At 62.1% G+C, this 25,790-nt stretch carries 26 protein-coding genes and 1 pseudogene; 12 read left to right on the top strand and 15 right to left on the bottom strand.

What is annotated here, in order from left to right:
* Positions 1-21: 21 nt before the first annotated feature.
* Together CRO06_RS00190 and folE2 are read left to right on the top strand one after the other, a co-directional pair.
* Complete coding sequence (locus CRO06_RS00190) at positions 22-960, top strand: tetratricopeptide repeat protein (protein ID WP_097057435.1); 939 nt, start codon at positions 22-24, stop codon at positions 958-960.
* 356 nt (positions 961-1,316) lie between these two features.
* Positions 1,317-2,273, top strand: coding sequence for a GTP cyclohydrolase FolE2 (folE2, locus tag CRO06_RS00185; RefSeq protein WP_026949820.1), 957 nt, complete (start codon positions 1,317-1,319; stop codon positions 2,271-2,273).
* A 76-nt stretch (positions 2,274-2,349) separates the two neighbouring features.
* On the opposite strand, the gene CRO06_RS00180 is transcribed toward folE2, so the two are convergent.
* The 6 genes from CRO06_RS00180 to CRO06_RS20170 all read right to left on the bottom strand — a co-directional run bounded on the left by CRO06_RS00180 (position 2,350) and on the right by CRO06_RS20170 (position 8,499).
* Entirely contained in the window at positions 2,350-2,868 is a 519-nt protein-coding gene (locus CRO06_RS00180) for a porin family protein (RefSeq protein WP_022993748.1), read from the bottom strand.
* 221 nt (positions 2,869-3,089) lie between these two features.
* Entirely contained in the window at positions 3,090-4,406 is a 1,317-nt protein-coding gene (locus tag CRO06_RS00175) for a hypothetical protein (RefSeq protein WP_097057434.1), read from the bottom strand.
* 87 nt (positions 4,407-4,493) lie between these two features.
* Positions 4,494-6,614 (bottom strand): TonB-dependent receptor domain-containing protein, encoded by a 2,121-nt coding sequence (locus tag CRO06_RS00170; RefSeq protein WP_097057433.1) that lies wholly within the window; start codon positions 6,612-6,614, stop codon positions 4,494-4,496.
* A 119-nt stretch (positions 6,615-6,733) separates the two neighbouring features.
* Complete coding sequence (locus tag CRO06_RS00165; protein ID WP_026949816.1) at positions 6,734-7,063, bottom strand: hypothetical protein; 330 nt, start codon at positions 7,061-7,063, stop codon at positions 6,734-6,736.
* Positions 7,050-7,364 carry a membrane protein insertion efficiency factor YidD gene (gene yidD, locus CRO06_RS00160; RefSeq protein ID WP_097057432.1) on the bottom strand — a complete coding sequence of 105 codons (315 nt, stop codon included), beginning with the start codon at positions 7,362-7,364 and terminating at the stop codon, positions 7,050-7,052. Before yidD ends, CRO06_RS00165 begins: the two co-directional genes overlap by 14 nt.
* Positions 7,365-7,437: 73 nt before the next feature.
* Entirely contained in the window at positions 7,438-8,499 is a 1,062-nt protein-coding gene (locus CRO06_RS20170; protein ID WP_097057573.1) for an RNA-guided endonuclease InsQ/TnpB family protein, read from the bottom strand.
* Between the two features lie 76 nt (positions 8,500-8,575).
* Between CRO06_RS20170 and CRO06_RS20355 the strand changes: the two are divergent.
* Positions 8,576-8,704: pseudogene (locus CRO06_RS20355) on the top strand (transposase); the annotation flags it as partial.
* 126 nt (positions 8,705-8,830) lie between these two features.
* On the opposite strand, the gene cysS reads toward CRO06_RS20355, so the two are convergent.
* From cysS to thrS, 3 genes are all read right to left on the bottom strand, one after another.
* Entirely contained in the window at positions 8,831-10,213 is a 1,383-nt protein-coding gene (gene cysS / locus CRO06_RS00145; RefSeq protein ID WP_097057431.1) for a cysteine--tRNA ligase, read from the bottom strand.
* Positions 10,214-10,216: 3 nt separating this feature from the next.
* A complete protein-coding gene (gene hisI, locus CRO06_RS00140; protein WP_097057430.1) occupies positions 10,217-10,642 on the bottom strand; it encodes a phosphoribosyl-AMP cyclohydrolase in 426 nt (141 codons plus the stop codon).
* A 99-nt stretch (positions 10,643-10,741) separates the two neighbouring features.
* Positions 10,742-12,658, bottom strand: coding sequence for a threonine--tRNA ligase (gene thrS / locus CRO06_RS00135; RefSeq protein WP_097057429.1), 1,917 nt, complete (start codon positions 12,656-12,658; stop codon positions 10,742-10,744).
* A 183-nt stretch (positions 12,659-12,841) separates the two neighbouring features.
* Between thrS and CRO06_RS00130 the strand changes: the two genes are divergently transcribed.
* Positions 12,842-14,392, top strand: a complete 1,551-nt coding sequence (locus CRO06_RS00130; protein WP_097057428.1) for an HD-GYP domain-containing protein — start codon at positions 12,842-12,844, stop codon at positions 14,390-14,392.
* Between the two features lie 207 nt (positions 14,393-14,599).
* On the opposite strand, the gene CRO06_RS00125 is transcribed toward CRO06_RS00130, so the two are convergent.
* Together CRO06_RS00125 and CRO06_RS00120 are read right to left on the bottom strand one after the other, a co-directional pair.
* Positions 14,600-15,820, bottom strand: a complete 1,221-nt coding sequence (locus CRO06_RS00125) for a GGDEF domain-containing protein (RefSeq protein ID WP_097057427.1) — start codon at positions 15,818-15,820, stop codon at positions 14,600-14,602.
* Between the two features lie 135 nt (positions 15,821-15,955).
* Positions 15,956-16,228: an Arc family DNA-binding protein gene (locus tag CRO06_RS00120; RefSeq protein ID WP_080530504.1), complete on the bottom strand. Its 273-nt coding sequence runs from the start codon at positions 16,226-16,228 to the stop codon at positions 15,956-15,958.
* 179 nt (positions 16,229-16,407) lie between these two features.
* On the opposite strand from CRO06_RS00120, the gene CRO06_RS00115 reads away from it, so the two are divergent.
* Positions 16,408-17,358, top strand: a complete 951-nt coding sequence (locus CRO06_RS00115) for a LysR family transcriptional regulator (protein WP_022993737.1) — start codon at positions 16,408-16,410, stop codon at positions 17,356-17,358.
* A 193-nt stretch (positions 17,359-17,551) separates the two neighbouring features.
* Here CRO06_RS00115 and CRO06_RS00110 read toward each other — a convergent pair whose 3' ends face one another.
* Positions 17,552-18,427: a 6-carboxytetrahydropterin synthase gene (locus tag CRO06_RS00110; RefSeq protein ID WP_026949814.1), complete on the bottom strand. Its 876-nt coding sequence runs from the start codon at positions 18,425-18,427 to the stop codon at positions 17,552-17,554.
* Positions 18,428-18,766: 339 nt separating this feature from the next.
* Here CRO06_RS00110 and CRO06_RS00105 point away from each other — a divergent pair, with 339 nt between their 5' ends.
* Together CRO06_RS00105 and CRO06_RS00100 are read left to right on the top strand one after the other, a co-directional pair.
* A complete protein-coding gene (locus CRO06_RS00105; RefSeq protein ID WP_014993269.1) occupies positions 18,767-19,105 on the top strand; it encodes a histidine triad nucleotide-binding protein in 339 nt (112 codons plus the stop codon).
* 99 nt (positions 19,106-19,204) lie between these two features.
* Positions 19,205-19,645, top strand: a complete 441-nt coding sequence (locus CRO06_RS00100) for a hypothetical protein (RefSeq protein WP_026949813.1) — start codon at positions 19,205-19,207, stop codon at positions 19,643-19,645.
* 13 nt (positions 19,646-19,658) lie between these two features.
* Here the strand turns inward: CRO06_RS00100 and CRO06_RS00095 are convergent, their stop codons facing one another.
* Entirely contained in the window at positions 19,659-20,288 is a 630-nt protein-coding gene (locus tag CRO06_RS00095; RefSeq protein ID WP_081744320.1) for a TetR/AcrR family transcriptional regulator, read from the bottom strand.
* A 454-nt stretch (positions 20,289-20,742) separates the two neighbouring features.
* Here CRO06_RS00095 and CRO06_RS00090 point away from each other — a divergent pair, with 454 nt between their 5' ends.
* Complete coding sequence (locus tag CRO06_RS00090) at positions 20,743-21,732, top strand: DUF2855 family protein (protein WP_233924591.1); 990 nt, start codon at positions 20,743-20,745, stop codon at positions 21,730-21,732.
* A 49-nt stretch (positions 21,733-21,781) separates the two neighbouring features.
* Positions 21,782-22,384 (top strand): GNAT family N-acetyltransferase, encoded by a 603-nt coding sequence (locus tag CRO06_RS00085; protein WP_022993731.1) that lies wholly within the window; start codon positions 21,782-21,784, stop codon positions 22,382-22,384.
* Between the two features lie 7 nt (positions 22,385-22,391).
* On the opposite strand, the gene CRO06_RS00080 is transcribed toward CRO06_RS00085, so the two are convergent.
* Entirely contained in the window at positions 22,392-23,333 is a 942-nt protein-coding gene (locus CRO06_RS00080; RefSeq protein ID WP_097057426.1) for a DegV family protein, read from the bottom strand.
* Between CRO06_RS00080 and CRO06_RS19835 the strand changes: the two genes are divergently transcribed.
* Entirely contained in the window at positions 23,332-23,529 is a 198-nt protein-coding gene (locus tag CRO06_RS19835) for a hypothetical protein (protein ID WP_143247692.1), read from the top strand. The two genes, CRO06_RS00080 and CRO06_RS19835, sit on opposite strands and share 2 nt — an antisense overlap.
* Before the next feature lie 4 nt (positions 23,530-23,533).
* A complete protein-coding gene (locus CRO06_RS00075; protein WP_097057425.1) occupies positions 23,534-24,145 on the top strand; it encodes an acyl carrier protein phosphodiesterase in 612 nt (203 codons plus the stop codon).
* On the opposite strand, the gene CRO06_RS00070 is transcribed toward CRO06_RS00075, so the two are convergent.
* A complete protein-coding gene (locus CRO06_RS00070; RefSeq protein WP_022993728.1) occupies positions 24,121-24,984 on the bottom strand; it encodes an SDR family NAD(P)-dependent oxidoreductase in 864 nt (287 codons plus the stop codon). The two genes, CRO06_RS00075 and CRO06_RS00070, sit on opposite strands and share 25 nt — an antisense overlap.
* 326 nt (positions 24,985-25,310) lie before the next feature.
* Between CRO06_RS00070 and CRO06_RS00065 the strand changes: the two genes are divergently transcribed.
* Positions 25,311-25,730 (top strand): 3D domain-containing protein, encoded by a 420-nt coding sequence (locus tag CRO06_RS00065; protein WP_031228060.1) that lies wholly within the window; start codon positions 25,311-25,313, stop codon positions 25,728-25,730.
* The last annotated feature ends 60 nt before the right edge of the window (positions 25,731-25,790 follow it).

The raw sequence follows: 25,790 nt of genomic DNA, 5'->3' as shown, positions 1-25,790 counted from the left end.
AGCAAGAGGAAGAGGTGAATCGTGTTCCGCAAAGCGCTGCTTCAGCGGCTCAGCCGTGTTGGCGGAAAAGTGGGTGTGTTGATCGGTTGTCTGATGTTGCCGCTGGCGGTCCAGGCCCAAACCTCACAGGTTCCGGAAGACTCACAGGGGGGGCCCCGGCCCGAGGCGCAAAGCGAGATTGAAAAGGGGCCGGTGATTTCCCAGTTCCGTGAGAACTGGATTCTCGGTGAGTTGCGTTCCCTTCGTCAGGACATGATGGAATATCGCAACGAGATGACCAAGCTGGTCACCGACCGGGAACTGGAGGTGGCGGACAAGGCCATGGGCTACGCCACCAACACGGTGACGTACTTCTTTTATTTGATCGCCGGCGCCGCCTCGATTCTGGCGCTGGTGGGCTGGTCCACGATCCGGGATCTCAAGGACAACATCCGCGTTTACGCCGAGAAGGAGATGTCCCGGCTGACCGTGGAGTACGAGTCCCGGCTGGCGGACCTGGAGAAGGAACTGCGCAAGAAATCCCGCACCATTGCCGAGAACCAGGAAGAGATCGAGCGTACCAACGAGATTCACAGCCTGTGGTTGAAAGCCTCCAAGGAGCCCAGCTACAAGGAGAAAATCGAGCTGTACGACCGCATCCTGGAACTGCGTCCGGACGATCCGGAAGCGCTGGCATGGAAGGCGGACGCCGCGCTTGAGCTGGGTGAGCAGCGTTGGGCACTGAGTCTGTGCGACCGGGTGCTTGAAGTGGACGAAGAAAACTCCCATGCGCTCTACCAGCGCGCCTGTGCCTGGGCCGGGCTGGGTGAAACCGATAACGCCCTGCGTGATCTGGAGCAGGCGGTGAATCAGTCGGATGCGCTGCGCCAGCATGCCCGGGCGGAGGAGATGTTCCAGCCGTTGCGGGACCTGCCCCGGTTCCAGGCGGTGGTCGGTGGCGAGGAGCTTCTTGACCCATAGGTCGATGCTGTCAGTGCCATGAGAGAAAGCTGTTGGCCGGGGTGAGGGCGGCGCTCGGGCCAACAGTATGTCTGTATTTTTCCCTTTATATTTCAATGAGATAACCGTTCAGGTGCCAATCGGTGTCGTAATCCACCGTGCGCTGGTGCGGCCATGGGCCCGTAATCAGGGCTTTTCACGGCTATTTCCACAACAGCAATAGGTCTATTTGGCTGAAGGTTTCTGCTACACTCTGCGCCCCTGAATGATTGGACGATGACAGTCGGATTGCCATCAGTGCTGATTCGTTGGGCGCCATTCTGTGTCCCGGCATCCGATTAGCGCCATCCCGCGTTCCGTCCTTATCGGAGATTTCCATGAAGCGCGAAAGCGGTGCGGACAACACCAAGGCGATGCCTGATGTGGCATCCAACTCCATGGTCGACCATATCGGCGGCACCCTCGACTGGGTCGGCATGAGTGAAATTCACCTGCCCGCACGGGTCAGTGATACCCGGGTCGGCGAGCGCCCGGTGAGTACCTCCATTCAGGCCTACGTCAATCTGGCCAATCCGGATGCCAAGGGCATTCACATGTCGCGCCTGTATTTGATGCTGGAAGAAACCTTCGGGGATCACTCGGTGAGCCCGGCTTCCATCGAACAGCTGCTCGGCAATTTCCTGGAAACCCATGAGGGGCTCAGCACCCGTGGTTTCGTGCAGTTCGATTTCGAGTACTCCATGCGCCGCCCGGCGCTCAAGAGCAGTTACGCCGGCTGGAAGAGCTATACCGTGAGCATCAAGGCGTCACTGGGTGAAGAAGGGCTGTGCACCGAGATGTACGTGGAAGTGCCGTACTCTTCCACCTGCCCCTGTTCCGCGGCGCTGGCTCGTCAGTTGATTCAGGAAAAATTCCGCGAGGACTTTCAGTCCGGCAAGGTGGATGTGGACGAAGTGTTCGAGTGGCTCGGCACCGAGGAAGGCATTCGTGCCACGCCGCATAGCCAGCGCAGTATCGCGCAGGTTCGGGTGCTGCTCGATAAGGCTGCTGAATCCTTCCCGATCACGGCGTTGATCGACTCCATCGAAGACGCGCTGAAGACGCCGGTGCAGACGGCGGTGAAGCGTATCGACGAGCAGGAATTCGCGCTGCTGAATGGCCAGAATCTGATGTTCTGTGAAGACGCGGCGCGCCGTCTCAAGCATGCGCTGGATCCTCAACCCTGCTACCGCGATTTCTGGTTGCGGGTGAATCACCTGGAAAGCCTGCACGCCCACAATGCGGTGGCGATCGTCACCAAGGAAGTGGAAGGCGGCTACCTGCCGATTCCGTGACGCTGATTTTCTGACAAGAAACGCGGCCGGTGGGAGCAAGCCTCACCGGCCGCCGTTGTTTTTCCTGCGAATTCCCTCAGAATCGGCCGTTGACGCCGAACGCCAGGTTGTTCACCTCGTCGCCACTGCTGTCCACGGCGCGCAGATACTCCACACTCAGAAACACCTTGGGGCTGACGGTAAAGTCCACGCCCAAGCCGAGAGATAGATCGCTGTAGTTCTTGCTACTGGAGCCGCCGGCGCGATAGTCATGGGTGGTTTCCACCCGGGTGACACCGACCAGACCGTAGGGACGGATCGGCATGGAGTTAGGGAACTGCCCGCGAAAATAGGCGCCGTATTGGCGGTCGATTTCCACCTTGGTGCCATTGCCCAGGCTGTCGTCATCCAGCCCCAGACCAATGCGTACTTCGCCGCCCAGGGTTTCGGTGCGGTTGATCCAGGTGCCCAGCTTGAACTGCAGCGCCGAGGGTTTGGCGCTGCCGCCGCGATCCGGTTCCACTTTGCTGCTCACGTAGTCCAACCCGGCGAAGCCGCTGGCATTGGCGATCATCGGCAGGACAAGGCAGACGGCCAGAAGCCATGTTTTCTTCATTACAACAATCCTTTCATCACAACCACGATAGAGTGCCGCCATTGTAATGAAGTTTGCTGCGCAAGAAAGGCTGGACACGCAACACGCCGATTCGCCGCCGAGGCGGCTTCCCACGGCGGCTCCGTGGCCTCCGCGGGAAGCGAGCTTGCTCGCGAACGGGCGCTGGGGCTTCCCATAAATTCAAAAGCGCGGGACGTCGGATGTCCCGCGCAGCTTACCGTTTAATGCTCGTGGTCGTGCTCGCCTTCTTCCTCTTCCCCTTCGCCATGATCATCATGATCTCCGGCGGCACCGGTCCAGGCGAGCCCCAACGGCGCGAAACCGAGATCCGCCACTTCAGTGGTCACGGTCAGGGACTCCAGTTCCACACGGTGGATGGCCTGGGCCCGCGGGTCGGAGACGAACACCTCGTGGCCGTCGCCGCTGAAGGCCAAAGCCGGTGCCGGGGCGCCGTCGGCCGGGGGCTGATCCAATACGGTGATTTGCCCATGGTGGTGCCACTCGGCGGTATCCATCACATGCAGGGTGCCGGCATCGTCGAGCAGCACCAGATGCTCTCCGTGCGGGTCCAGGCCGTAGGCGAGCGGTTTGGCGTCGGCGGCGGTGTTCTCGCGCCACGTCACCTGCTCGGCTTCGGTGGCATCCGGCGCTATCCGATAGAGGTTATAGCCAGGGTAGGAGAGGGCGGCGAAATCGGTCAGATCGGGACTGCCCAGGATTGTCGCCAGACGTTCCGGTGCGGTGACCTTGTGATCGTGAAAATGGTCACCGTGCAGCTCCGCCACCAGTGCACCATCCTCGCAACCGAATACGGAATGGGTGGTATTGGAGGCGCCGCCATGAAGTCCCGGGCAGGCGGTGGCCAGGGTGCCCTCGGCATGGAAGTGATCGCCGTGCAGGTGATACAGCGCGATGCCGTCGGCAGCGCTCGCTCCGTCGCTGACGTTACTGCTCAGTACCCACTCGCCGCGCGGTTCGGCGATGCCGTGGTGCGCTTGCTCAAGAGTGTGAGAGGCGATGACGTCGTCATTTTCCAGGCTGCTGTCACTGAATAGCTGGAACTGGGAACCGGTGGCGGCGTCTCCGTCGAAAAACACCGTGCCGAGGCCGTCGTTGCCGCGGTAATGGGTGGGCTTAACGCCAAGCAGTGTCAAGGCGCTGAGCCCGGGAGTGCCGGTGTCGACATGGTCTTCGTGCAGCCAGATACCGCCATCCAGAATCTGCACCTGATCATTGTCACGTTGCATGATCACGGCGTAGCGGCCGCCGGGGCTGGTATGCAGTGCCGTGGCCGGATAGGTCAGAGCGAAGTCGGCGATGGTGGCCTGTTGTTCCAGATCGTACACGTAAACGCGGGAGTTGGTGCCGGCGGCTTGTGTGAATACCAGGCGGCCAGCGCTTTCCTCGTGGTCATGGTCGTGATCATCGTCGCCACCGGGCAGGGTGGTGCTGCCGGTGTCGTTGTTACAGGCGGCCAGCAGTAGGGCCAGGGTCAAGGCGCCGAGGCGGGGCAGGGCGGAGTGCAATGAGCTGTTCATGTGTCGTTCCTGAATTCGTTGCGATTTTATGACGTTATAGCGTTTCGGTAATGGGGCGCTCCGGGCCCTTTGAGGGCCCGGCCGGTCTCAGAATTCCATGCGCATGCCGACGGTCAGATTGCGGCCCGGCTCCGGCACGGTGCGGGCCAGGAAGGAGGTGTGGTTCCACACTTCCTCGCCCAGCAGGTTGCTGCCGCGCAGATAAACGCTGTAGCGCTGGGCGCCTTCCAGGGTGTAGCTGAGGGTGGCGTTGAGCATGTCGTAGCCGGGAGTACGGCTTTCGTAGCCGGCGATGTCGTTCTGCGGGAACATCCGATAGAACTCCAGCTCACCGTCGAACGCCCGCCAATAGGTGTTGACGCGGCCGCCCAGGCGCTTCGCTGGGATTCGTGGCAGTTCATTGCCGCCGCGACTGAACTGGGCCTTGACGATGTCGCCGAACACCGTGGTGGACCAGCGTGGGGTCCACTGATAGCGCATCTCCGCTTCCGCGCCAGTGAACTCCACATCGTCCTGGCTGTACTTGATCAGGCGGAATTCCTCGATCTGATCCAGGGTGCGGGCGTAGATGTAGTTGTCCACCTGGTTGTGGAACAGGCCCACATCGAAGGTCAGATCACCGCGAACCTTGCGCAGATTCAAGCCGATGTTGCGCGAGGTTTCCTTATGAATGGCGGAATCGTCATCCGGCGCGCCGCAGGTGTAGCTGCTGGAGACCAGGCCGCACTCATAGGTGTTGGTGGCCAGGTGAACCCCCCGGGCATACATCTCCTGGGCATGAGGCATGCGCTGGGCGCGGGTGGCGGACAGCGACACGTTGTAGTCCGGCAGAAACGCCCAGGTCAGCGCCGCCGACAATGAATTGGCGGAGTCGCTGTAGGAAGGCCGGTCCAGCGGATCCTCCACCGGGTCCAGGCGCTGATGCTCGTGACGGGCGCCCACTTCCAGGTGCCACTGTTCGGAGAAGCGGTAGTGTTCCACCGCGAATACGCCGAGGGTTTCGGTGTCGGTCTTCGGCATCAGGGCCTCGGTGCCCTGGGTGTTGAACTGGTGATCGGCGTACTGGAAACCGACCACGCCATGCCAGCCGCCAATCGGCGCGTGTTCCGCCTCTACCCGGGTTTCATAGCCTTTGTGACGGAAAGTGGTGCCCACTTCCCCTTCCTCGATTTCGTGGTGGCGATAGTCGGTGTGGCTGGAGCGCACCTTGACCTTCTCGATACCGGGCAGCGGCTGCCGGTATTCACCGCGCAGATCGATGCGGCGGGCGTCCAGGTCCACATAAGGCGGCGTGTGCTCGCCTTCGCCGTGGTCGTGGTCATGGTCGTGACCATCGCCATCACAGGACAATTGATCACCATCGGCTTCGCAGCCCTCGAATTCATGGCTGTGGCCGGGCAGACCGTAGATGTCGCTGCGGTAGGAATACGCCATGCCCAGGTAGCCACGCTCGCCGATCCAGGAAGCGCCGACACTGACATTGTCACTGTCGGCGTAGGTGCCATCGATGTCGGGCACGGTGAAGCCATTCACTTCATAGTCGTCAGCGCGGCGCCGTGAGCCTTCCACGTGCACCGCGAAATGGTCGCCGGCGCGGGCGGTGATGCCGGCGGCACCGGCCTTCTCGTTAGCCACCGTATTGCCGCGGACGGCTACAAAGCCCTCCACCGGACGGTCCGGCATGCGGGTGGGGATCTTGTCGTCCAGGACGTTGACCACGCCGCCGATGGCGCCTCCGCCATAGAGCAGGGTGGACGGGCCGCGCAGTACCTCCACCTTGCGGGCGAGCATGGGCTCCACCGTGGTGGCGTGGTCCGGGGAGATATCGGAGGCGTCGAACAGACGGGCGCCATCGGAGAGCACGCTTACCCGTGGCGCCCCCTGGCCGCGGATCACCGGGCGGCTGGAGCCACCGCCGAAGGTGTCGGAATGAACCCCTGGCAATCCTTCCAGCGTGTTGCCGAGGGTGGCGTTGCTGCGTTGGAACAGCAGACTGTCCTCCAGCAATCCGAACGATGAGGCGCCGCTGGCGGCGTCCTCGTCAAAAGGCAGTGCGGACACCTGGACCGCATCCAACTGATGGGAGGGTTGCCGGGGCGCTTGGTCGTCGGTGTTGTCGTTCTGTTGCGCCGAGGCTGGCAGGGCGGCCAGGGTGGCACCGGCCATCAACCCCAGGGCCAGCGGCAGGGGTAAAGCTTTGCGTCTCATGGACTCTTTTCCTCTATCGAACAGGCACGTGGAGCATGCCTTGGCAAGCTGCGAATGTTATATCATAACAAAAGCGCTATCGAAACCCGAACCGCTTGAGGCGGCGGCGAAATCGGAGATCAGGCGGACAGAGGTGGGGCGCGGGAAAGGTAGGCGCGCAGACCGGCCTGGGTATGGCCACGGTTTTGCGCCAGCGGGCGCCAGAATGGCTCCGCCGGAGGGTTATGCTGAACCAGCGTGGCGGGCGGCACGGCAATCTGTACCGGCGCGCAGTGCTGGCAATGGGGGGCGACGGCGGTGCCGTCATTGTCGGGGGTGCCGCCGGCCAGGGACGTGGCGGTCGGCAAATGCTCGGTGCTGTGCCACGCCATCTGCCACTGCCCGGCGATCAACAGCAGGGAAAGTAGCAGGAGGCGAACCGGGAAGGCCCTGTAGCTACGGGGACGCATGGTCCTTTCCGTGGGTTTTGGGGCCATGAGTGTTGGGGCCATTTTGCTGGGGGATATCATGCTGCGCGTCGCCATGCAGCGGGTGCGGCTGGCCCGGCACCGGATCGAAGCCACCGGGATGCCAGGGATGGCATTTACACAGGCGGCGCGCCGCCAGGGCGCTGCCGCGCAAGGCACCATGGTGCTCCACCGCCTGGCGCGCGTACTCGGAGCAAGTGGGATAGAAACGGCACTGATTGCCCAGCCAGGGGCTTAAATAGCCCTGGTAGAAACGCAGGCTGGCCAGTAAAACCCGTTTCATGTTGCGACTCCCAATCAGAACCCCGCCAGCATACCCGAGGAAGATGACATTTGTCTTTGACGTCCTCTCCGCCCTAAAGGACGGAGATTCCCACTCCTGGAGGGCAACGTCCTGCCCCGAGACTGAGTATATTCCGGGCTGCGTTCACGTCCCGGTCGTGGAGAACACCACACTCCACGCACTCCCAGTCTCTCACTCGTAGCCCGTTTACGCCTTGTGGTCCGCTAAGCGAGCCACACGACGAACAGGTACGGCTGGTGTTGGATTCTCGGACTTCTCGGAAGACGATGCCTGCGTGATCGCATTTGTATTCCAACATCGTCTTCAGTTGTGACCAGCCGGCGTCGTAGACGCTCTTGGCCATGCGAGTCTTCGCCAGTTTGGTGGACGAGACATCCCCCACATAGATTCCGCCGTGCTGGTTCACCAGCCGGCGACAGAACTTGTGCAGCGCATCCTTGCGCCGGTTCTTGATTTTGGCGTGGATTGCCTTCACGCGGCGCTTGTTACGGGCGCGCTGCGCTGCGGCCAGCTTGTTCTCGAGACTGCGGTAGAAGCGACCGTTCTCCAACTTCTCACCGTTGGAACAGATGGCCACGTCCTTCAGCCCCAGATCGATGCCAACGGCGCCTTGGCCACTGGATGGCTGAACCTCCACCTCGACCACCACGTTGAAGTACCAGCGGCCTCGGGCATCCTCGTTGAAGTTGCCTGCGCGAAACGTGTACTGGCTCAGGCCAAAGCTATCCCAGACCTTGAAGTGCTGGCCATTGAAGGTGACCTGCCCGTTCTTCCACTTAGCCGCGCCCGACTTGAAGGGCACCCAGCCGAGTGAGCGGCGTACACCACGGGACTTGCGCCACGCCAGTCGGGTCTTGCGAAACTGTTGGCGACGGATGGTGTATTCCCGGCCGACCTCTTGAACGGTATGACTGTGAAGGCCGAGTTCCTTAGCGGCCCCGTTGGTGTATTTCTGGATGTCGTAGGCGGACAGGAAGACCCCGCGCTCGTGGATCGACCGCGAACTTAGTTCGTTCACGTAGTTCCAGGCGAAGTTCACGCTATGCGCCATGCGGTTGAGCTCGGCGGCATGCTTGTCCTTCACGCGAACCTTGAGGGTCTTGGTCTGTATCATGGGCTCGAGCATACTTGGTCTATGGATGCTCAACAATCACACAGAACAGGAAGACACTGCGTTTTCCGGCCACGTATACCCGCCAAAGGTGGTGCTGTCCCGGCTGGTAAACAGCTTGAAAGGGGGCTCCAGTCGCAAGCTAAAGCTGATGGACCCTGAGCTGGTGAAGCCAGCCTATCTCAAGAATGCCCTGTGGAGCCCGAACTAAAAGTACGGGCATGTCGCGCATTTTGGTTATCTGTTGGGAGACTTGAATTTCCATCGTATTCGCTGGCTTGCCAGCGAATGGACGTGCGGATCTGCTGACCTGCTTACATGGATCGCGATGGACCTAGTCCCGGCTCCAGCGGGTGCCCTCGCGGGTATCCTCCAGTTGGATGCCGGCGTCCTTGAGCTGGTCGCGGATCTGGTCGGCACGGGCGAAATCGCGGGCTTTCTTGGCCGCGGTGCGCTCCGCCACCAGGGCGTCGATCTCGTCGTTGGCGAGACCGTCATCGGCGCTGCCCTGGTTCTGGAACCAGGCCACCGGATCGGATTCAAGTAGCCCCAACAGTTCGGCGCCGGCCAGCAACTCGGCTTTGATCGCCGGTTTTTCCGGCAGCTCCGCCTTGTTCAGCTTCGCCGCCACCGCGTGCAGGGCGCTGATCGCCTCGGCGGTATTGAGATCGTCGCGCAGAGCCAGCAGCACCGGGTGGTCCTCCGGCAGACGGTAGCCGGCATCGGGCTCGACCTGTTCGCCGCGTCCCAGCAGGGCGTAATAGAGGCCGTCCAGGCTCTTGCCGGCCTGATCCAGCACTTCGGCGGAGAAGTTCAGCGGTGAGCGGTAGTGGCTGGAGAGCAGCGCGAAACGCAGCACCTCGCCGGGGTATTCCTTCAACAACTCGCGGACCAGACGGAAATTGCCCAGGGATTTGGACATTTTCTCGCCATCGATGTTGATGTAGCCGTTGTGCATCCAGTAACGGACGTAGTCTGTGCCGTGGGCGCAGCAGCCCTGGGCGATCTCGTTTTCATGGTGCGGGAAGATCAGGTCCTGGCCGCCGCCATGGATGTCGATGACGTCGCCCAGATGCTTGTGAATCATCGCCGAGCATTCGATGTGCCAGCCCGGCCGGCCGCGTCCCCAGGGCGATTCCCAGCCGGGCTGGTCGTCACTGGACGGCTTCCACAACACGAAGTCGCCGGGGTGGCGTTTATAATCCGCCACTTCCACCCGTGCGCCGGCGAGCATGTCTTCCAGATTACGCCCGGAAAGCTTGCCGTAATCGGGCATGGATTCCACCGCGAACAGCACATGGCCATCGGCCTGGTAGGCATGCCCCTTGGCGATCAGCGTTTCGATCATGGTGAGCATGTCACCGATGTGATCGGTGGCCTTGGGCACCACGGTGGGAGGAAGGGCGTTGAGCCGCCCCATGTCTTCTTCGAAGGCCGTGGTGAAACGGGCGGTGAGGGCGCTGATTTCCTCGCCGTTATCCGCCGCCGCCTTGATGATCTTGTCGTCGATATCGGTGATGTTGCGAGCGTAGACCACCTGGGGATAGAGCCGCCGCAGAAGCCGGTAGAGCACATCGAACACCACCACCGGACGGGCATTGCCGATGTGGACGTAGTTGTACACCGTGGGCCCGCACACGTAGAGGGTGATACGGTCCGGGTCCAGCGGGATGAAATCGTCCTTGCGGCCGGTCAGGGTGTTGTGCAGTTTCAGCATGGCTCAGTTATATAGCTCGTTGGGATCGATGATCGGGGCGCGGTCGATCACCACCCGATCGCCCTCCACTTTCCAGTAAAAACAGGCGCGGCGGCCGGTATGACAGGCCGGCCCGGTCTGTTCCACTTTGGCCAGCAGAACGTCACCGTCGCAGTCCAGCCGCAGTTCCTTGAGATACTGTACCTGTCCGGAGCTTTCGCCCTTGCGCCACAGCTTGCCGCGGGAACGGGAGTAGTAGCAGACCCGGCCGGTACGTACGGTTTCCTCGATCGCCTCCCGGTTCATCCAGGCGAACATCAGCACTTCGCCACTGTCGTGCTGTTGGGCGATCACCGGCACCAGGCCCTGGTCGTTGAAGGCCAGGTTATCCAGCGCTTCGGAGAGGGCGACGCTGAAACCTTCCGGCTGTTGTTCGTTGGCTTTGAACATAAGCAGCTCCGCTGCTGGGCATTCACGCTAACACGCAACACGCCGACACGCGGGAGGCCGAGCGTGTTGCATGGTGCGTGCAAGCGTGGTTGCACTTACTTAAATAGGCTGACGTGTCGCCTCGGCCAGCGCCGCCAGTGCTTCGTCCAGGGCCAGGGTATCCGTGGCCTGGGAGCCCAGGCGCCGCACCGCCACCTGATTCTGCTCCGCTTCCTTCTCGCCGACTACCCAGATCACCGGCACCTTGGCACGGGAATGCTCGCGCACCTTGAAGCCGATCTTCTCGTTGCGGGTATCCAGCTCCGCGGGAATGCCGCGCGCCTTGAGTTGCTCGACCACCCCGGCGGCGTAGTCATCCACCGCGTTGGTGATGGTGGCCACCACCACCGGTACCGGCGCCATCCATAAGGGCAGATGGCCGGCGGTGGATTCGATCAGAATGCCCAGGAAGCGCTCCAGCGATCCCAGCACGGCCCGGTGCAACATCACCGGACGCTGGCGGCTGCCGTCCTCGGCCACATATTCGGCATCCAGACGCTCGGGCAGCACGAAATCCACCTGCAGGGTGCCGCACTGCCAGTCACGACCGATGGCGTCGCGCAGCACGAACTCCAGTTTCGGGCCGTAGAAGGCGCCTTCGCCGGGGTTCAGCTCACATTCCAGTCCCAGCGACTCCACCGCCTCGCGCAGCGCGCCCTCGGCGCGGTCCCAGGTTTCATCGGAACCGGCGCGGTTGTCCGGCCGATCGGAGAACTTGATGCGGAAGCTGTCGAAACCGAAATCCTGGTAAACCTCGCGCAACATGGTGATGAAGGCGGCGGTTTCCTCGTTGATCTGGCCTTCGGTACAGAAGATGTGGGCGTCATCCTGGCTGAAGGAGCGGGCCCGCATCAGACCGTGCAGGGCGCCATGGGCCTCGTTACGGAACAGAGCGGTGAATTCGCCCATGCGGATCGGCAGATCCCGATAGCTCTTGATGCCCTGGTTGAAGATCTGCACGTGGCCGGGGCAGTTCATCGGCTTGATCGCCATTTCCCGGTGATCATGGGTACAGACGGTAAACATGTCGTCGCTGTATTTGTCCCAGTGTCCGGACTGTTCCCAGAGCACGCGGTCCATCATCTGCGGCGTGGACACCTCGGAGTAGTCGTACTTCTCCATCTTGGCGCGGATGTAGTTTTCCAGGTTCTTGCGCAGGCGCCAGCCGCGCGGGTGCCAGAACATGCTGCCCACGGCTTCCTGCTGGATATGGAACAAGTCCATTTCCCGGGCCAGTTTGCGGTGGTCGCGCTTTTCCGCCTCTTCCAACTGTTTGAGGTAGGCGTTGAGCTCTTTCTTGTCGCGCCAGGCGGTGCCATAGATCCGCTGCAACTGGGCGTTGTCGGCATTGCCGCGCCAGTAGGCGCCGGCCACTTTCATCAGCTTGAAGCCGTCGCCGAGCTTGCTGGTGGAGGGCAAATGCGGGCCCCGGCACAGGTCGATGAACTCGCCCTGGCGATACAGCGAGACTTCCTCGCCCTCGGGCAGATCGCGGATGATCTCCGCCTTGAATTCCTCGCCCTGATCCAGGAAGAAGCGGATCGCCTCGTCCCGGTCCCAAACCTCGCGGCGGATCTCTTCGTTGCGCCGCACGATCTCCTGCATGCGCTTTTCGATGGCGACCAGGTCTTCCGGGGTGAACGCGGTCTCCCGGTGGAAGTCGTAGTAAAAGCCGTTTTCGATGGTCGGCCCGATGGTGACCTGGGTTTCCGGAAACAGCTCCTGCACGGCTTCGGCCATGACATGGGCGGCATCGTGACGGATCAGCTCCAGAGCGTCCTCATGGTCGCGGGTGATGATTTCCACTTCCGTGCCGTCGGTGAGAGGCAGATAGACGTCGGTGAGATGGCCGTTGGCCTTCACCGCCAGCGCCTGTTTGGCGAGTTTCTTGCTGATCCGCCCGGCGATCTCCAGGGCGGAGGCCGGTTGATCAAACTCCAGGGTTGCCCCGTCGGGCAGTCGATAGCTCACACTCATGGGTGACACGGAATCCAAAGCAAATGAAGCAGGCAGATGTGGAAAGCAGGCCCGGTGCGGGGGCACGGGTTTGCGTCCCGGAACCGACGGATGGTAGGCAATCGCCGCGGTGGCTTCAAGCGCCAAGCCATGACAGCGGCCTTATGACGTGGTTTGCTTGACCCATAACGACGAGGAAACGGCATGCCCCAACTGCACAGGATCGGAGATCAGTTGATGCCGCTGCTGCGGGTGGCACGGCGTATCAATGAGCAAAGAGACGTGGCCACACTGGCGCAAACCATCGTCGCCGAGGCGCGCGCCCTGTGCCGCGCGGAGGCCGGTGCGCTCTGGCTGTACCGGGGTGGTGGCGGTGATGAACGCCTGGTCTGCATGATTCGGCAGGGAGAAGGTGGCACCGGCGTGACGGACGGGGTCGAAGTGCCTCTGGCGCGATCCGGGTGCCCGGTGGCGCGGGTGGCGAAAGAAGGCGAAACCCTGTTGCTGGCGTCGGGACAGGGGCTGGCGGAAGAGGACCGGGCGCTGTGGGTACCGGATCTGGTGACGGAGGTGTCCGCGCAACTGCTGGTGCCGCTGCCCAACCATGATGGTGAGGTGGTCGGTGTGGTGCAGCTGATCAATGCCCGTGACGACCAGGGCCACCGGCTGGCGTTCTCCCGGCGCCAGCGGGTGGTGGCGGAGGCCTTGGCCGGCTACGCGGGCATCGCTTTGAATAATCTGCTGGTGGTGGCGGAGATGAAGGACCTGCTGGACGCCTTCGTCAAAGTCATCGCCCAGGCCATCGACGCCAAGAGCCCGCACACCAGCGCCCATTGCCAGCGGGTGCCCCTGCTGACCGAATTATTGGCCCGGGCTGCCTGCCAGGATCGTGGCACCTTCGCCGACTTCGATCTGGACGAGGACGGCTGGTACGAGCTGAGAGTGGCGGCCTGGCTGCACGACTGCGGCAAGCTGGCGACACCGGACTCGGTGCTGGAGAAATCCACCAAGTTGCATGCCCTGCACGACCGCATCGACATGATCGCCGCCCGTTTCGCGGTGCTGCGGGCGGAATTGGTGGCGGACTTCGCCGAGCGTGAACGGACGGAGCCGGAACGGGCCTCGGCGCTGGCGGCGGAAAGAGAGCGGGCGCTGGCGGAGCTGGAAGCGGATCTGGCGCTGTTGCAGCGAGTCAACCTGGGCGGGGAAACCATGGCTCGGGAGGATCAGGAACGGGTCCGGGGGATGGCCGGGCGCACCTGGACCGATGCGCAGGGGCGGTTACAGCCGCTGTTGAGTGAAGACGAGGTAAGCAATCTGTGTATCCCCAAAGGCACGCTGACCGAGGACGAGCGGGCGGTCATTAACGGGCATATGGACGTGACCCTGGCGATGCTGGAGTCGCTGCCGTTTCCGCGCAAGCTGCGGCGGGTGCCGGAATACGCCGGCGGTCACCACGAACGCATGGACGGCACCGGGTTCCCCCGTGGCCTGACCCGCGAACAAATGTCGATCCCGGCGCGGATCATGGCCATCGCCGATATCTTCGAGGCGCTGACCTCCCGGGAGCGGCCCTACAAACCGCCACTGAAGTTATCGGAAGCGTTGGAAATCATGCGCCAGATGCGCGACGACCACCACCTGGACCCGGACCTCTACCGCCTGTTCCTCGACGCCGGCGTCTGGCGCCAATACGCCCTGGAAGCCCTGGACCCGGAACAGCGGGATGTGGAGGAAGTGAGCAAATACCGCTGAAAAGCAGGGAATAGTTAATAGTGAATAGTTAACAGTTGCGCGAAATAGGCCGGGGAATCGGGAAACGAGGAGGCCGCGCCATCGCTTGGGCAGGGCCTGATTGTCCTTTAACATAAGCCGAAGTTGCGGGTACGCAAACAGCCTTTGCAGTACTGCAATGTGCTTTTTTTCGCTGTTAACTATTCACTATTAACTATTCCCTGCCCCTTACAGCGCCTGCACCCGCTGCAGCTCATCCATGAACGCCACGCAATTGCGGCCGGCGCCCTTGGCCTGGTAGAGCGCCTCGTCGGCCCGTTTGATCAGAGCGAGAACGTCCTTTTCTCCGGGCAAGGAGCTGGCCACGCCGACGCTGATGGTGACCACCTGGCTGACCCTGGAGCCGGCGTGGGGCAGGCCCAGTTGCTCGATCCGGGTGCGCATCCGTTCGGCGAACACCAGGGCGTCCTTGAGGCTGGTGTTGGCCAGCGCCACCAGGAATTCCTCGCCGCCGTAACGGGCGACGAAATCGGCTTCGCCCTGGGCCATGCCACGGGGAATGCCGGCCACGGACTTGAGGCATTCGTCGCCGGCCAGGTGGCCGTAGGTATCGTTGTATTGCTTGAAGAAATCGATATCGAACAGCAGCACGGTGACGTTATCGATGGCGTGCCGGCTACGGCCATGCAAAGCGTCATTGAGGCGGGACTCCATGCCGCGCCGGTTCAGGCAACCGGTCAGGCCGTCCCCGGTGGCCTGGCTCTCGAGCACCCGGTTGGCCGAATGCAGCTCCGCCCGGTGCTGATACAGCACGTGCTCGGACAGAAAGTGGCTGCGCAGCAGGCGTTCATAAATATATTGGCCAAACAAGCTCATGGTGCCGGTTGCCAGGGAGAACAGCAGCAGCGTCAACGCCTGGGACAGTGGCAGAGTATTGGGGGCCAGGGTGCAAAGGGCCTGGAGCGCCAGTATCGCCGAAGTGCTCAGGGCGGAAGCCAGGAACGGCACGCGCAGCAGCACGCCGAGTACCAGGATCGCCAGAGGGGTTTGCAGGAACAGCAAGAACGCTTGCGGGTGATCGATGGACAGGCCCATCCACATCCCGGTGATGGCTACCGCGAACGCCAGCAGGATGATCATTGGATGCAGCCAGCGGCGCAAATCGGGGCGATGGGCGACCACCGCGGTGGCGCCGGCCAGCATGATACAGAACAAGCGCGGGCGCCAGGTAAGGGCGACCAGATCCGGTTCCACGCTCAGCTCCAGAATCACCGCCAGAGCCAGAATGGAGACCAGGGTAATGGTGGCCCAGGGCGTGATGCGGGCCACGTTGCCGCGGAAATAATCAACGAATTCGCGTTCCAGCGGCGCCGGAAGACGCAAATGCCAGGGCAGCCGTATATCGCTGCCGGACGGAAGCGTACTCGTCCGTTGCGGGTCTTGGGTCACCTTGGATCCTTAGAGTCTGTTCGGGGAGAAGAGCGTCCCCAAAGATTCATTCAGGTTCCCAGCATAGCGCCTGACGCACCAGATATCCCGCAACTATATCAATATCAACAGAGCCCGTTTTACCAGCAAGGCTCGCTACACCAGCAAAGCCAACAGGGCCTGGCGTTTTTCAGCGGGCAGGCGGCGAAAGCAGTCCAGCAACAGCCCTTCCTCCAGCCCCTGGGGAACACAGCCTTCAGCTCGTGGCAGGTCCCCGGGCCATTCAACCATGCTGCGTTGCAGCCGCGCCACGATCTCCGCGTTCATGCTTCGGTGACTGTGAGTGGCGGCCTGGGCGATGCGATCACGCATGCCGGGAGGGAAACGAACCACGAACTTCTCGGCCCGCGTGGTCTCGTCCTGCTTCATAGTGTCTGTCATATGCCCCGAGAAAACGGTTACCTTACGCACTTTTTCAACTTCACGCGATGATGGCACGGTGCTATTAATCGGCCTTGACCCGGGTCAAGGCCGAGTGCGAAAGAGCATGCGGGGTGGCGTCGCGGCGTCTGTTATGATCGCTTTGTCAGGAGAGAGAGCACACTGCCATGAATGTCGCCGGCGCCGACCTGAATTTATTGAAATACCTGGATGTGTTGCTGCGGGAAAAAAACGTGACCCGGGCGGCGGAACAACTGGGCATTACCCAGCCGGCCATGAGCAACAGCCTCAAACGGCTGCGGCAGATGTTCAATGATCCGCTGCTGATCCGCACCAGCGAGGGCATGACCGCCACCGACCGGGCTCTGGAGCTGCAGCCCCTGGTTCGTCAGTTGATGGCACAGGCGGAATCTCTGTTCAATCCGGAGGAAGTGTTTCGTCCCGAGGAAAGCCGCCGGGTTTTTCGTATCATGACCAGCGATTACGCCGAGGGCACGCTGGTGCCGCACATCGTGCGCCGTCTGCGTGAAGAGGCGCCCCATGTGGTTCTGGACTTCCTGACGCCGTCGGATGTCAGTTATCCTGATATGGAACAAGGACGGGTGGACATGGCGGTGAACCGGTTCAACGAAATCCCGGGGTCCTTCTACCAGGTCACCCTGTGGAAGGACGCCTTCTCCTGTCTGCTCAACCGCGATAACCCGATCGCCAAGCATTTCGATCTGGACAGCTACCTGTCCGCCCAGCATATCTGGGTGTCCAAGACCGGTTTTGGCGTGGGCTTTGGCATGAACCCGGAAAAACTGGGCGGGCTGGGCTGGATCGACCACGCTTTGCAACAGATGGGACGGACCCGAAAGATCAGTATCTTCACCCGCCACTATCAAATGCCCGCCCTGCTGGCCATGAACAACGACCTGGTGGCGACTCTGCCGTCCCGGGTGGCACGCATGCAGGCGCAAAACCCCCGCCTGGTGATCAAATCGCCACCGTTCGACATTCCCGAGTTCGAACTGAAAATGGCCTGGTCCCCCCTGCTGCACCACAACGCCGCCCACCGCTGGCTGCGCAAGCTGATCCAGGAGGAGGCCGAGCGGATACTGGCGGAGGACCCGTGAAAAAGGCAGTTAATAGTTAAGGGTGAATAGTTAATAGCGAAAAACAGAGGGTTGCGATAGTGCAAAGGTGATTTGTGTGTATGCAAGCCTGACGCTCTGATCTGTGTCTTTAAAGACAAAGAGGCCGCATCCTGGTTGAGGGCGCGGCCTCTTTGCTTTCTGAGTCTGCCGGCGTCTTCCGCGTCGCTATTAACTATTCACCCTTAACTGTTAACTGCCCTTCAGCTATCGCCCCCTTGCCGACGCCCTCGAAGGCGCGGACGCGGAAGTGCTTGCCGGGGGCTTCCTCGGCCAGTTGCCGGGCGATGTGGTCGGCCAGGTATTCCACCGTGGTGTCGGTGTCGATCAGATAGCAATGGTCTTCCGGGATCACCAGTTCGAAGTGGCCCTGGGGCGCGTCGTAGCGGAACCGGTGGTGGGGCACTTCCTCGACGAAGTAGGTGCCTTCCAGATCTTCCCGGGTGCCAATGTAGATGTCTTCCCAGCGGTCCGCCCACAGCTTCTCCCAGTAACGGCTGCGGCGGCCGTTCTCGAAGATCTGAATGGTGGAACGGTGGCCGTGGGCGATGCGCTGACAGTTGCCGTCGTGTTTCTTCAGGCCATGGGAGTAATGGTAGAACGGCGCGGTACCGGTGTCCTCCTCACGGAGCAGGATGCGCGCTTCATTGACGTTGTCCGGCAGGGATGGCTCCAGCAGCTCCATCAGGAACAGGGTAACGGAGGCCTTGGACACCTCGGTGCCGGCGATTTCCAGCAGGCTTTCGGAGGGCGCCACCAGCCGGATTTCCCCGGCAGCATACTGCCAGGTGAGACTCAGTTGCTGATCTTCGCGCTGATTCAGACTCAGTGCCTCATGGGCACCGGGGAACAGCAGACGATGGTCGACCTGATCATCGATCAGGCGTTTGAGCCGCCGTTTGACCTGGCCGAAATCAAACACCATGCCTTGGCCGTCCAGATCACCGGACAGTTCCAGGTCCACGATCCAGGATTCCCCGATCATGCCCCGCTTGGGGTGCAGGTAGGAGAAATCCAGTACGGTCAGGTTGTCTACGAACAGAGTGGCCATATCGTTCCGATCAGCAAAAGCAGAGTTCACGGATATCATCGCCGCCGGCGATGCCAGGGCCATAGTATACGCGGCCCGGGCGGTGCGGCTCACCCCACCGAAGGCGATCGGTGGCGATGAATTGGACGGGATGTGAACGGCACCACGTCCCGGCGATGTGGCGCGCATCCTGCCCGGTGGTGGTGGTAAACGCAAGCGGTGGCCAGCGGTGACCGGCTGTCTGGCGTGTGCCGCCCTGTTGTTCTATGGTTGGCTCTGCCCGCCGGTAAAACACCCGTGCGCGGATACCCGGCGCCGGCGACGCAAAAACCCAGTAAAGCCATTGGATACCGTTGAAAGATGAGCGAGACCCTGTTTTCCAAGATCATCGACCGGGAGATCCCGGCGGACATCATCTATGAGGATGAGCAATGCCTGGCGTTCCGGGATATCAACCCTCAGGCCCCGGTGCATTTCCTGGTGATTCCCAAGAAACCCATCCCCAAGCTCTCCGACGCCACCGAGGAAGATCAGGCATTGCTTGGGCACCTGTTGCTGGTCGGCAACCAGGTCGCCGCCCGGGAGGGGCTGGAGGACTTCCGCGTCAACGTGAATAATGGCGCCAGTGCCAGTCAGGCGGTGTTCCATCTGCACGTTCATGTCATGGGGGGACGTCCGTTCAACTGGCCGCCGGGCTGAGCCCGTAATTCCAGGGGGCAGCCCCGGTACCGGCTTCGCCGGACCTTAATAAAAGGTGACGGTCCCGAACGTCACCTAAAAACAAAAGGAGATAATAAGATGAATGGTAAAGCCTGGATCATCGGCCTGCTGGCGGTGGCCGTCTGTGTGCCTGCTTTCGCGCAATTGCCCGACGACGCCGAGCGCAAAGTCATCGACAGTCTGATGATGCGCATCGCCGCCCTGGAACAGACCGGCCGCGAGTTGCACGAAAAATACCCTGACAGCAAAACCGCTGAGGCGCAAAAGGCCTGCAAGGCGGATTTCCCTGACTTGCCGGAGCAGGCCCGTAACCTGCGCGGCGAGGCCGCCGCGTTGCAAACCCTGGCTTTCAAGGTGCATTTGAGCATGGCCGCCAATGACCTGGTGCAATGCGTGGACTGTCTGGGCACGGTAACCGCCTGTGACGGCGCTTCCGCCTCCCTGGAACGTGCCAGGGACCAGATGAAGCGCATGGAGGACTACGCCAAACGCCAGGCCGCGGGGGAGGACAAGTCCTGACCCCAGTGTCCGCTCAGGAGGTCAGCAGAGCCCGGGCCATGACGGCCAGCCGATCCACCTGTTGCGGGATCGGGGGCGTGTCGGTGTCCAGCAACAGCGTATAGCGCCGCGCCCCCCAAAGGGCCAGGACCAGGGTTTCCAGAGTGTCGGCGGTCACCGCTGGCCCGGGCCGGTCCGGCCAGCCCGCCACCAGCGCGCCCCAGGCGTCCACCAGCTGCCGGAAGGCACGCTGGTGGTGGGCGGCGGTGGCGATTTTCCCCTCCATCATCAACATCTCCCGATCGAAGTAGGGAGCTTGCCCGTCCTCGTCCAGCGTCAGTGACACCGCTCGCCGCAGACGCTCCTCCCAGCAATGCCGGTCCATTGCGGTGTCTTCCTCGCTCAGCCGCTGGCAAAGCACATCCATGCAATGGCGCACGTAACCGGATAACAGCGCAGTGCGGTTGGGGAAATAGTCGTACAGCGTGCCCACGGCGTAGCCGCTCTCTTCGGCAATGGCGCGGGTGGTGGCGGCGGCCGGTCCGTCGCGGCGCCAAATCCGAACAAAGCCGTCGTAAAGGGCCTGCACGGTGAACACCGCGCGCGCCTGGGAGGGCCGCTTATGCGGTTGGGGCAGGGGCTTCGATGGTGTTTTCCTGGTCATGGGGAATCCGAACCCGTTGGCGAAGGGGCATTGTTAGCATGATGCCACGTTAATCATCACCAACGGAGCGACCATGCGCACCCCGAATTTGCGACTGCTGACCGACAAGACCGACCTGGGCCATACCCGGCTGGATAAGAGCCTGTTCATAGTCTTTACGCCGCCGCGCCGGAGTTCATTTTTTCGTCAGGTTGTGATTCCGATTGTGCCGTGTAGTCATTCTACATAAACAAGCGTAATCGCGGCCTGACGGAAAAAGGGGCCCGGCCCTTCGGGTTGCGCTGGAAAAGCCGCCAGAGGACGCTGTGGCCTTTGACTTTGGAACCACCAGAGCCTGCAGTCCCCAACGCCCTCTGGCGGCTTTTCCAGCAGCAACGCGGCGGCGTAAAGACTATGAACAGGCTCTAACAGCCAGACACTGCCGGAAGCCGGTGACGGCGAGGTGATCCTCACCGTGGACCGGTTCGCCCTGACCACCAACAACATTACCTACGCCGCCTTCGGTGACGCCATGAACTACTGGTCCTTCTTCCCCACCGGGCAGGAAGGGTGGGGCCACATGCCGGTGTGGGGATTCGCCACCGTGACCGACTCGCGGGTGCCGGGCGTGGACCCCGGGGAGCGTTTCTATGGTTACTTCCCCATCGCCACGGCGCTGAAGGTACGGCCGGAGCGGATCAGTGAGCGCGGCTTCTATGACGCCACCGACTACCGCCAGGGATTGCCCTCGCCCTATAACCAGTACACCCGGTGCAGCACCGACGGCGCCTATGTGAAGGCACTGGAAGATTACCAAATGCTATTGCGGCCGCTGTTCTTCACTTCCTATATGCTGGCGGACTTCCTCTCCGACAATGAATTCTTCGGCGCGCGGCAGCTGGTGGTCTCCAGCGCCTCGAGCAAGACCGCTTATGGCGCCGCCTTCGCGTTGCGGGAAATGGGCGACCCGGTACGCATCGCGCTGACGTCGCCATCGAATCGGGACTACGTCGAGGGCCTGGGACTCTACCAGCAGGTGGTGGACTACGATCAACTGGCGTCGCTGGATGCCGGGCAACCGACTCTGTACGTGGACTTCTCCGGCGATGAGGCGTTGCGGCACGCCGTCCACGACCATTTCGGTCCGGCCCTGGTGTACGACTGCTACGCCGGTTCCGCCACCAACACGGAATTCCTCAAGGCCGACGCCACACTGACACCGGAGCCCCGCTTTTTCTTCGCGCCGGTGCAGATTCGCAAGCGCAATCAGGACTGGGGCCCGGCGGTGCTGAGCGAGCGCTTTGGCGCGGCGCAGCGGCGTTTTCTGCAGGCGGTCAGTGACCCGGTATCGGGCTGGATGAGCTTGTGTGAGCATCGGGGGTTCGAGGCGGCGGGGCCGGTGATCCGTGCATTGAACGATCACGGCGGACTGCCCCGGGAAGGACACGTGGTGCTTTTGCGGTAGCGGATTGGCTATCCTCGGGGGCCATGCCCAGAAAAAAGGATAGGCGACCATGAGTCGATGGATAGAGCCGGTCACGCTGGAAGGCAGGCAAGTGGTGCTGGAGCCGTTGCGGGACGCGCACGTGGACGATCTGACCGAGGCGACCCGGGACGGTGAGCTGTGGCGGCTCTGGTACACCTTCGTGCCAGCGCCGGACGCGGTGGCGGAGTACGTGAGCGCTGCCCTCGCGCGTCGTGATCAGCACGGTGAAATGCCGTTCGCGGTGCGCCATCGCGACAGCGGCAAGGTGATCGGTTCCACCCGTTTTTGCCATGTGGACGAGGACAACCATCGGCTGGAGGTGGGCTATACCTGGTATGCCCGCCGCTTCCAGCGCAGTGGCCTGAACACGGAATGCAAGCGGCTGCTGCTGGGCCATGCTTTCGAAGCGCTGGACGCCATCGCGGTGGAGTTTCGCACCCATTGGCACAACCGCGCCTCCAGGACAGCGATCGCGCGCCTCGGCGCCAAGCAGGATGGCGTGCTGCGCAATCATCAGGTGGGTGAGGATGGCCTATACCGCGATACCGTGGTGTTCTCCATCATCAATCTGGAATGGCCGGCGGTGCGGCGGAATCTGGATTTTCTGCTGGACGTACCTGGCCCCGATTAGTGGAGAGCTAGCGGAAATCCTGCTGTTCGGTCAGCAGACCGATACTGAGGGCGCCGGGGCCTATATTGACGCTGCCGGTGAGCCCCATACTGCTGACCAGCAGCCTGACCTGATGGCGGTCGGCGCAGCTTTTCAGCGCCTCGAAGCCCGGCATTTGATACACCGCCTGGGGATCGCCGGCGTAGCTCACGCACAGTACCGGTGACAACAGCCCCTTTTCGATACAGCGCGTGCCGTGTTCAAACAAGCGCGCCACGCCTTGGGCGAAGCCGCGAATCTTGGCCACCGGGAAAGTCTCGCCGCCGCGCGCGCAAAGAATCGGTTTGATATCCAGGGCCGAGCCCAATAGCGCGCCCACCAGCCCGACGCTGTTGTCGCCTTTTTTGCGGGCTCTCTGCCGCAGATAGTAGAGATCGGGCACCACCGCGTAGCCGGTGGCTTTGCCGGCCAGGGCGCTGACCCGGGCGCGCAATTCGGCGCCGCGAATGCCGGTGGCCATCAGCCGCACGGTTTCCGCCGCCAGCGCGCCCTGACCGGCGAACAGGGTCTGGCTGTCGATCACCCGCACCGCGAACGGACCCTGCAGGCCGGCCCGGTCACGCACCGCCCGGTACTCGGACAGGATGCCGTGGGCCGCTTCGGTGGCGTTGTGGAAGATCGGGCTGCGGCTTTGCAGTACGGTTTCCACCAGGGCGTAGTCGCAGTGGGTTACCACCTGTTCGAGAAAAAGCTGTTTGATTTGCGCCACGGTGGCGGGCAGGGACTGCGCGTCATGGACTTTGTCCAGTAGCTGGCGGTCGTAAAAGGAGCGGGTACGTTGGGGAGAACGGTCATCGGCGATGATCTCGTCGCCGATGCGGATCGACGCCGGCAGCACCAGGATGCCGTTTTCTTTGATAAAGTCAGAGGGCAAGTCGCAACCGGAATCCACCACCAGGCCAGTTTTCATGGGTATCCTCGCCAATAATGCCCAAGCAGCGCCGAATCCGGCACCGGGCGGGCATGAAATCGCAAAAGCGACGGGTTTTAAGGTTCGCGCTGATCCGCGTTCTAATCTTTTATGGTTATATATGTCTCATCTTATTGTATTAATCAATGATTTTTACAATAAGACAAAAGTGGATGGCGCTTCCGCGTCGCAATAAAACAATGAATTATTTTGCTCATTTGGTACTGGCTCAGCCCACGGTGACCTCCAAGGTCGGCAACCTGATGGGGGATTTTATGCGTGGGATCCGGGAGGAGGCGCTATCGGAGCCGGTTCGGGCGGGCTTGCGTAATCACCGTCTGGTGGACCGCTTTACCGATCATCATCCGCGGGTGCGTGCCGCGCGCCAGCTTTTCTCGCCGCAGCGGCGGCGCTTTTCGGGCGTGGCGCTGGATGTTTTGTTCGACCATTTTCTCATTCGCCACTGGTCCCGCTTCCATGATGAGGATCTGGCGCAAGTGATCCGTGCCGATTATCGCCATCTGCAATACGGTCAGCCGTTGATGCCCGGGCCCATGCGCGAGACCACCCGGCGCCTGGTGAGCCACGACTGGTTCGGGCATTACGCCGATCTGGACACGGTAGGCGTGGCGTTGGACCGTATCGCCGGGCGACTACGCTTCGCCAATGCCTTTGCCGGCAGCATCGAGGATATTCGCGCCCACTATGGGGCGCTGGAAGACACCTTTCTGAGTTTCTATCCCGAATTGCGTGCCCATGTGGCGGACGCCGCCCTGGAGCGCCCGGTTCAGCCGGGCACGCGCGCCGGTTGAGCCGCTGTCAGTGGCGTCAGTTCCAATAACGCCGTGGTCTCTTCGTAGAGCCGTGCCGCCAGCGCGCCGTTGCGTGCGCTGGGGGAGCGGCGAGCACGCCCGCGGGCGTCAAAATAGCCGCCGGTAACGCCGACGAAGTCCTCGTCCAGAGCCATGGAAACCGGTAGCAGGGCCGCCTTTTCCGGTGTGATCAGAGTGGGTCGGATCAGCGTCCGCAGCGGGCCGGGCACATGGCGGAAGATGCCGGTGTCGACCCCGCCGGGATGCAGGGCATTGCTGGTGATGCCCTCACGCGCCAACCGTTGGGCCAGCACATTGCTGAACAGGATGTTGCCCAGCTTCGACTGGCCGTAGGCGTCCATCACCAGATACGGGAAGCGGCCCCGCCAGGTACGGGAATTGATGCGCCCGAGCCAGTGCGCCACGGAGGCCACATGCAGGATACGGGCGGATGGGGCCTGCCGCAGCAGGGGCAGCAGCAAATGAGTGAACAACACCGGGGCGAGGTAATTGACGCCGAACTGCATTTCATAGCCGTCGGCGGTGAACTGCTGCCGGGTGGGGACCGTTCCGGCATTGTTGATCAGTACATCCAACTCGCCGATTTCGTCCCGCAGCCTCCGGGCGGCGCTGCGGACTTGAGCAAGATCACTCAGATCCAGCGCGAACAGCCGCACGCGCGCCTGCGGGTGGTGATTCTTGATGTGCGCGACGGCGGCCTGGCCGCGGGTCCGGTCCCGGCAGCCGATCAGCACCTCGGCGCCGCGCGCGGCCATTTGTTCGGCGCTGTGCAATCCCAGCCCGGAATTCCCCCCGGTAATGAGTACGGTTTTCTTCATTGCTCCTCCCTGTGCTCGAAGACGCTGTGCTCGAAGACGGCGGGCTCGAAGACGGCGGGCTCGCCGATGCCCTGTGCCAGGGCGCTCTGCCCGGCGACCTCGAGCAGGCTTCGAGACTTACAAATTGGGACCGCCGGGGACATTTGCGGTTCGTTGGAGTTTGGTAACCGTCGCCATGATAAGTAGCACGCGCCGGCCGGATTATGGCTGTCGCGCCGCCGGATCGGGCGTTGCGGGTAGAACGCAGATTGTTGCATGGCCCGCTTCGCCGCCTTGTTAAGGTATAATCGGCCGCCAAATCATCCGACTTGAGTCCGAGGGCGCCGATGAGAGCCGTCATAAGGGTGCTGGCGTTGCTGCTGGCCGCCGCCAGCATACCGGTACACGGTGAGGCCACCTTCTCCGAGCGCCGCACCGTTACCGCCACAGCCTACAATTCGTTGCCGGGGCAGGGCGCGGGAGAGGATCACAGCCTGGCTGCCTGGGGCGATCAACTGGAACCGGGCATGAAGGTTATCGCCGTGTCCCGTGATCTGCTGGATGCCGGTCTGGATTACGGTACTCCGGTCTCCATCGAAGGGCTGGACGGTATCTGGTACGTGCGCGACAAAATGCACCGCCGCTGGCGTAACAAGATCGATATCTATATGGGTGAGGATCGCGGCGCGGCGCTTCGCTGGGGGAAACGCAAGGTCAAGATCCGTTTCGAGCCCCTTTCCCAGGACGTGCGGACGGCGAACCGCTAGACTTGAGTCCGCGTCTCCCGCAGGCTCGGCCTCCAAACGGCCCTTTCCTTCACTCCAGCC

The sequence above is a fragment of the Alloalcanivorax xenomutans genome (genome assembly GCF_900217905.1).
GTDB classification, from domain to species: Bacteria; Pseudomonadota; Gammaproteobacteria; order Pseudomonadales; family Alcanivoracaceae; genus Alloalcanivorax; species Alloalcanivorax xenomutans.
Note: the sequence above shows the minus strand (reverse complement) of the source record. Positions and strands in the feature narration are given on the sequence as shown.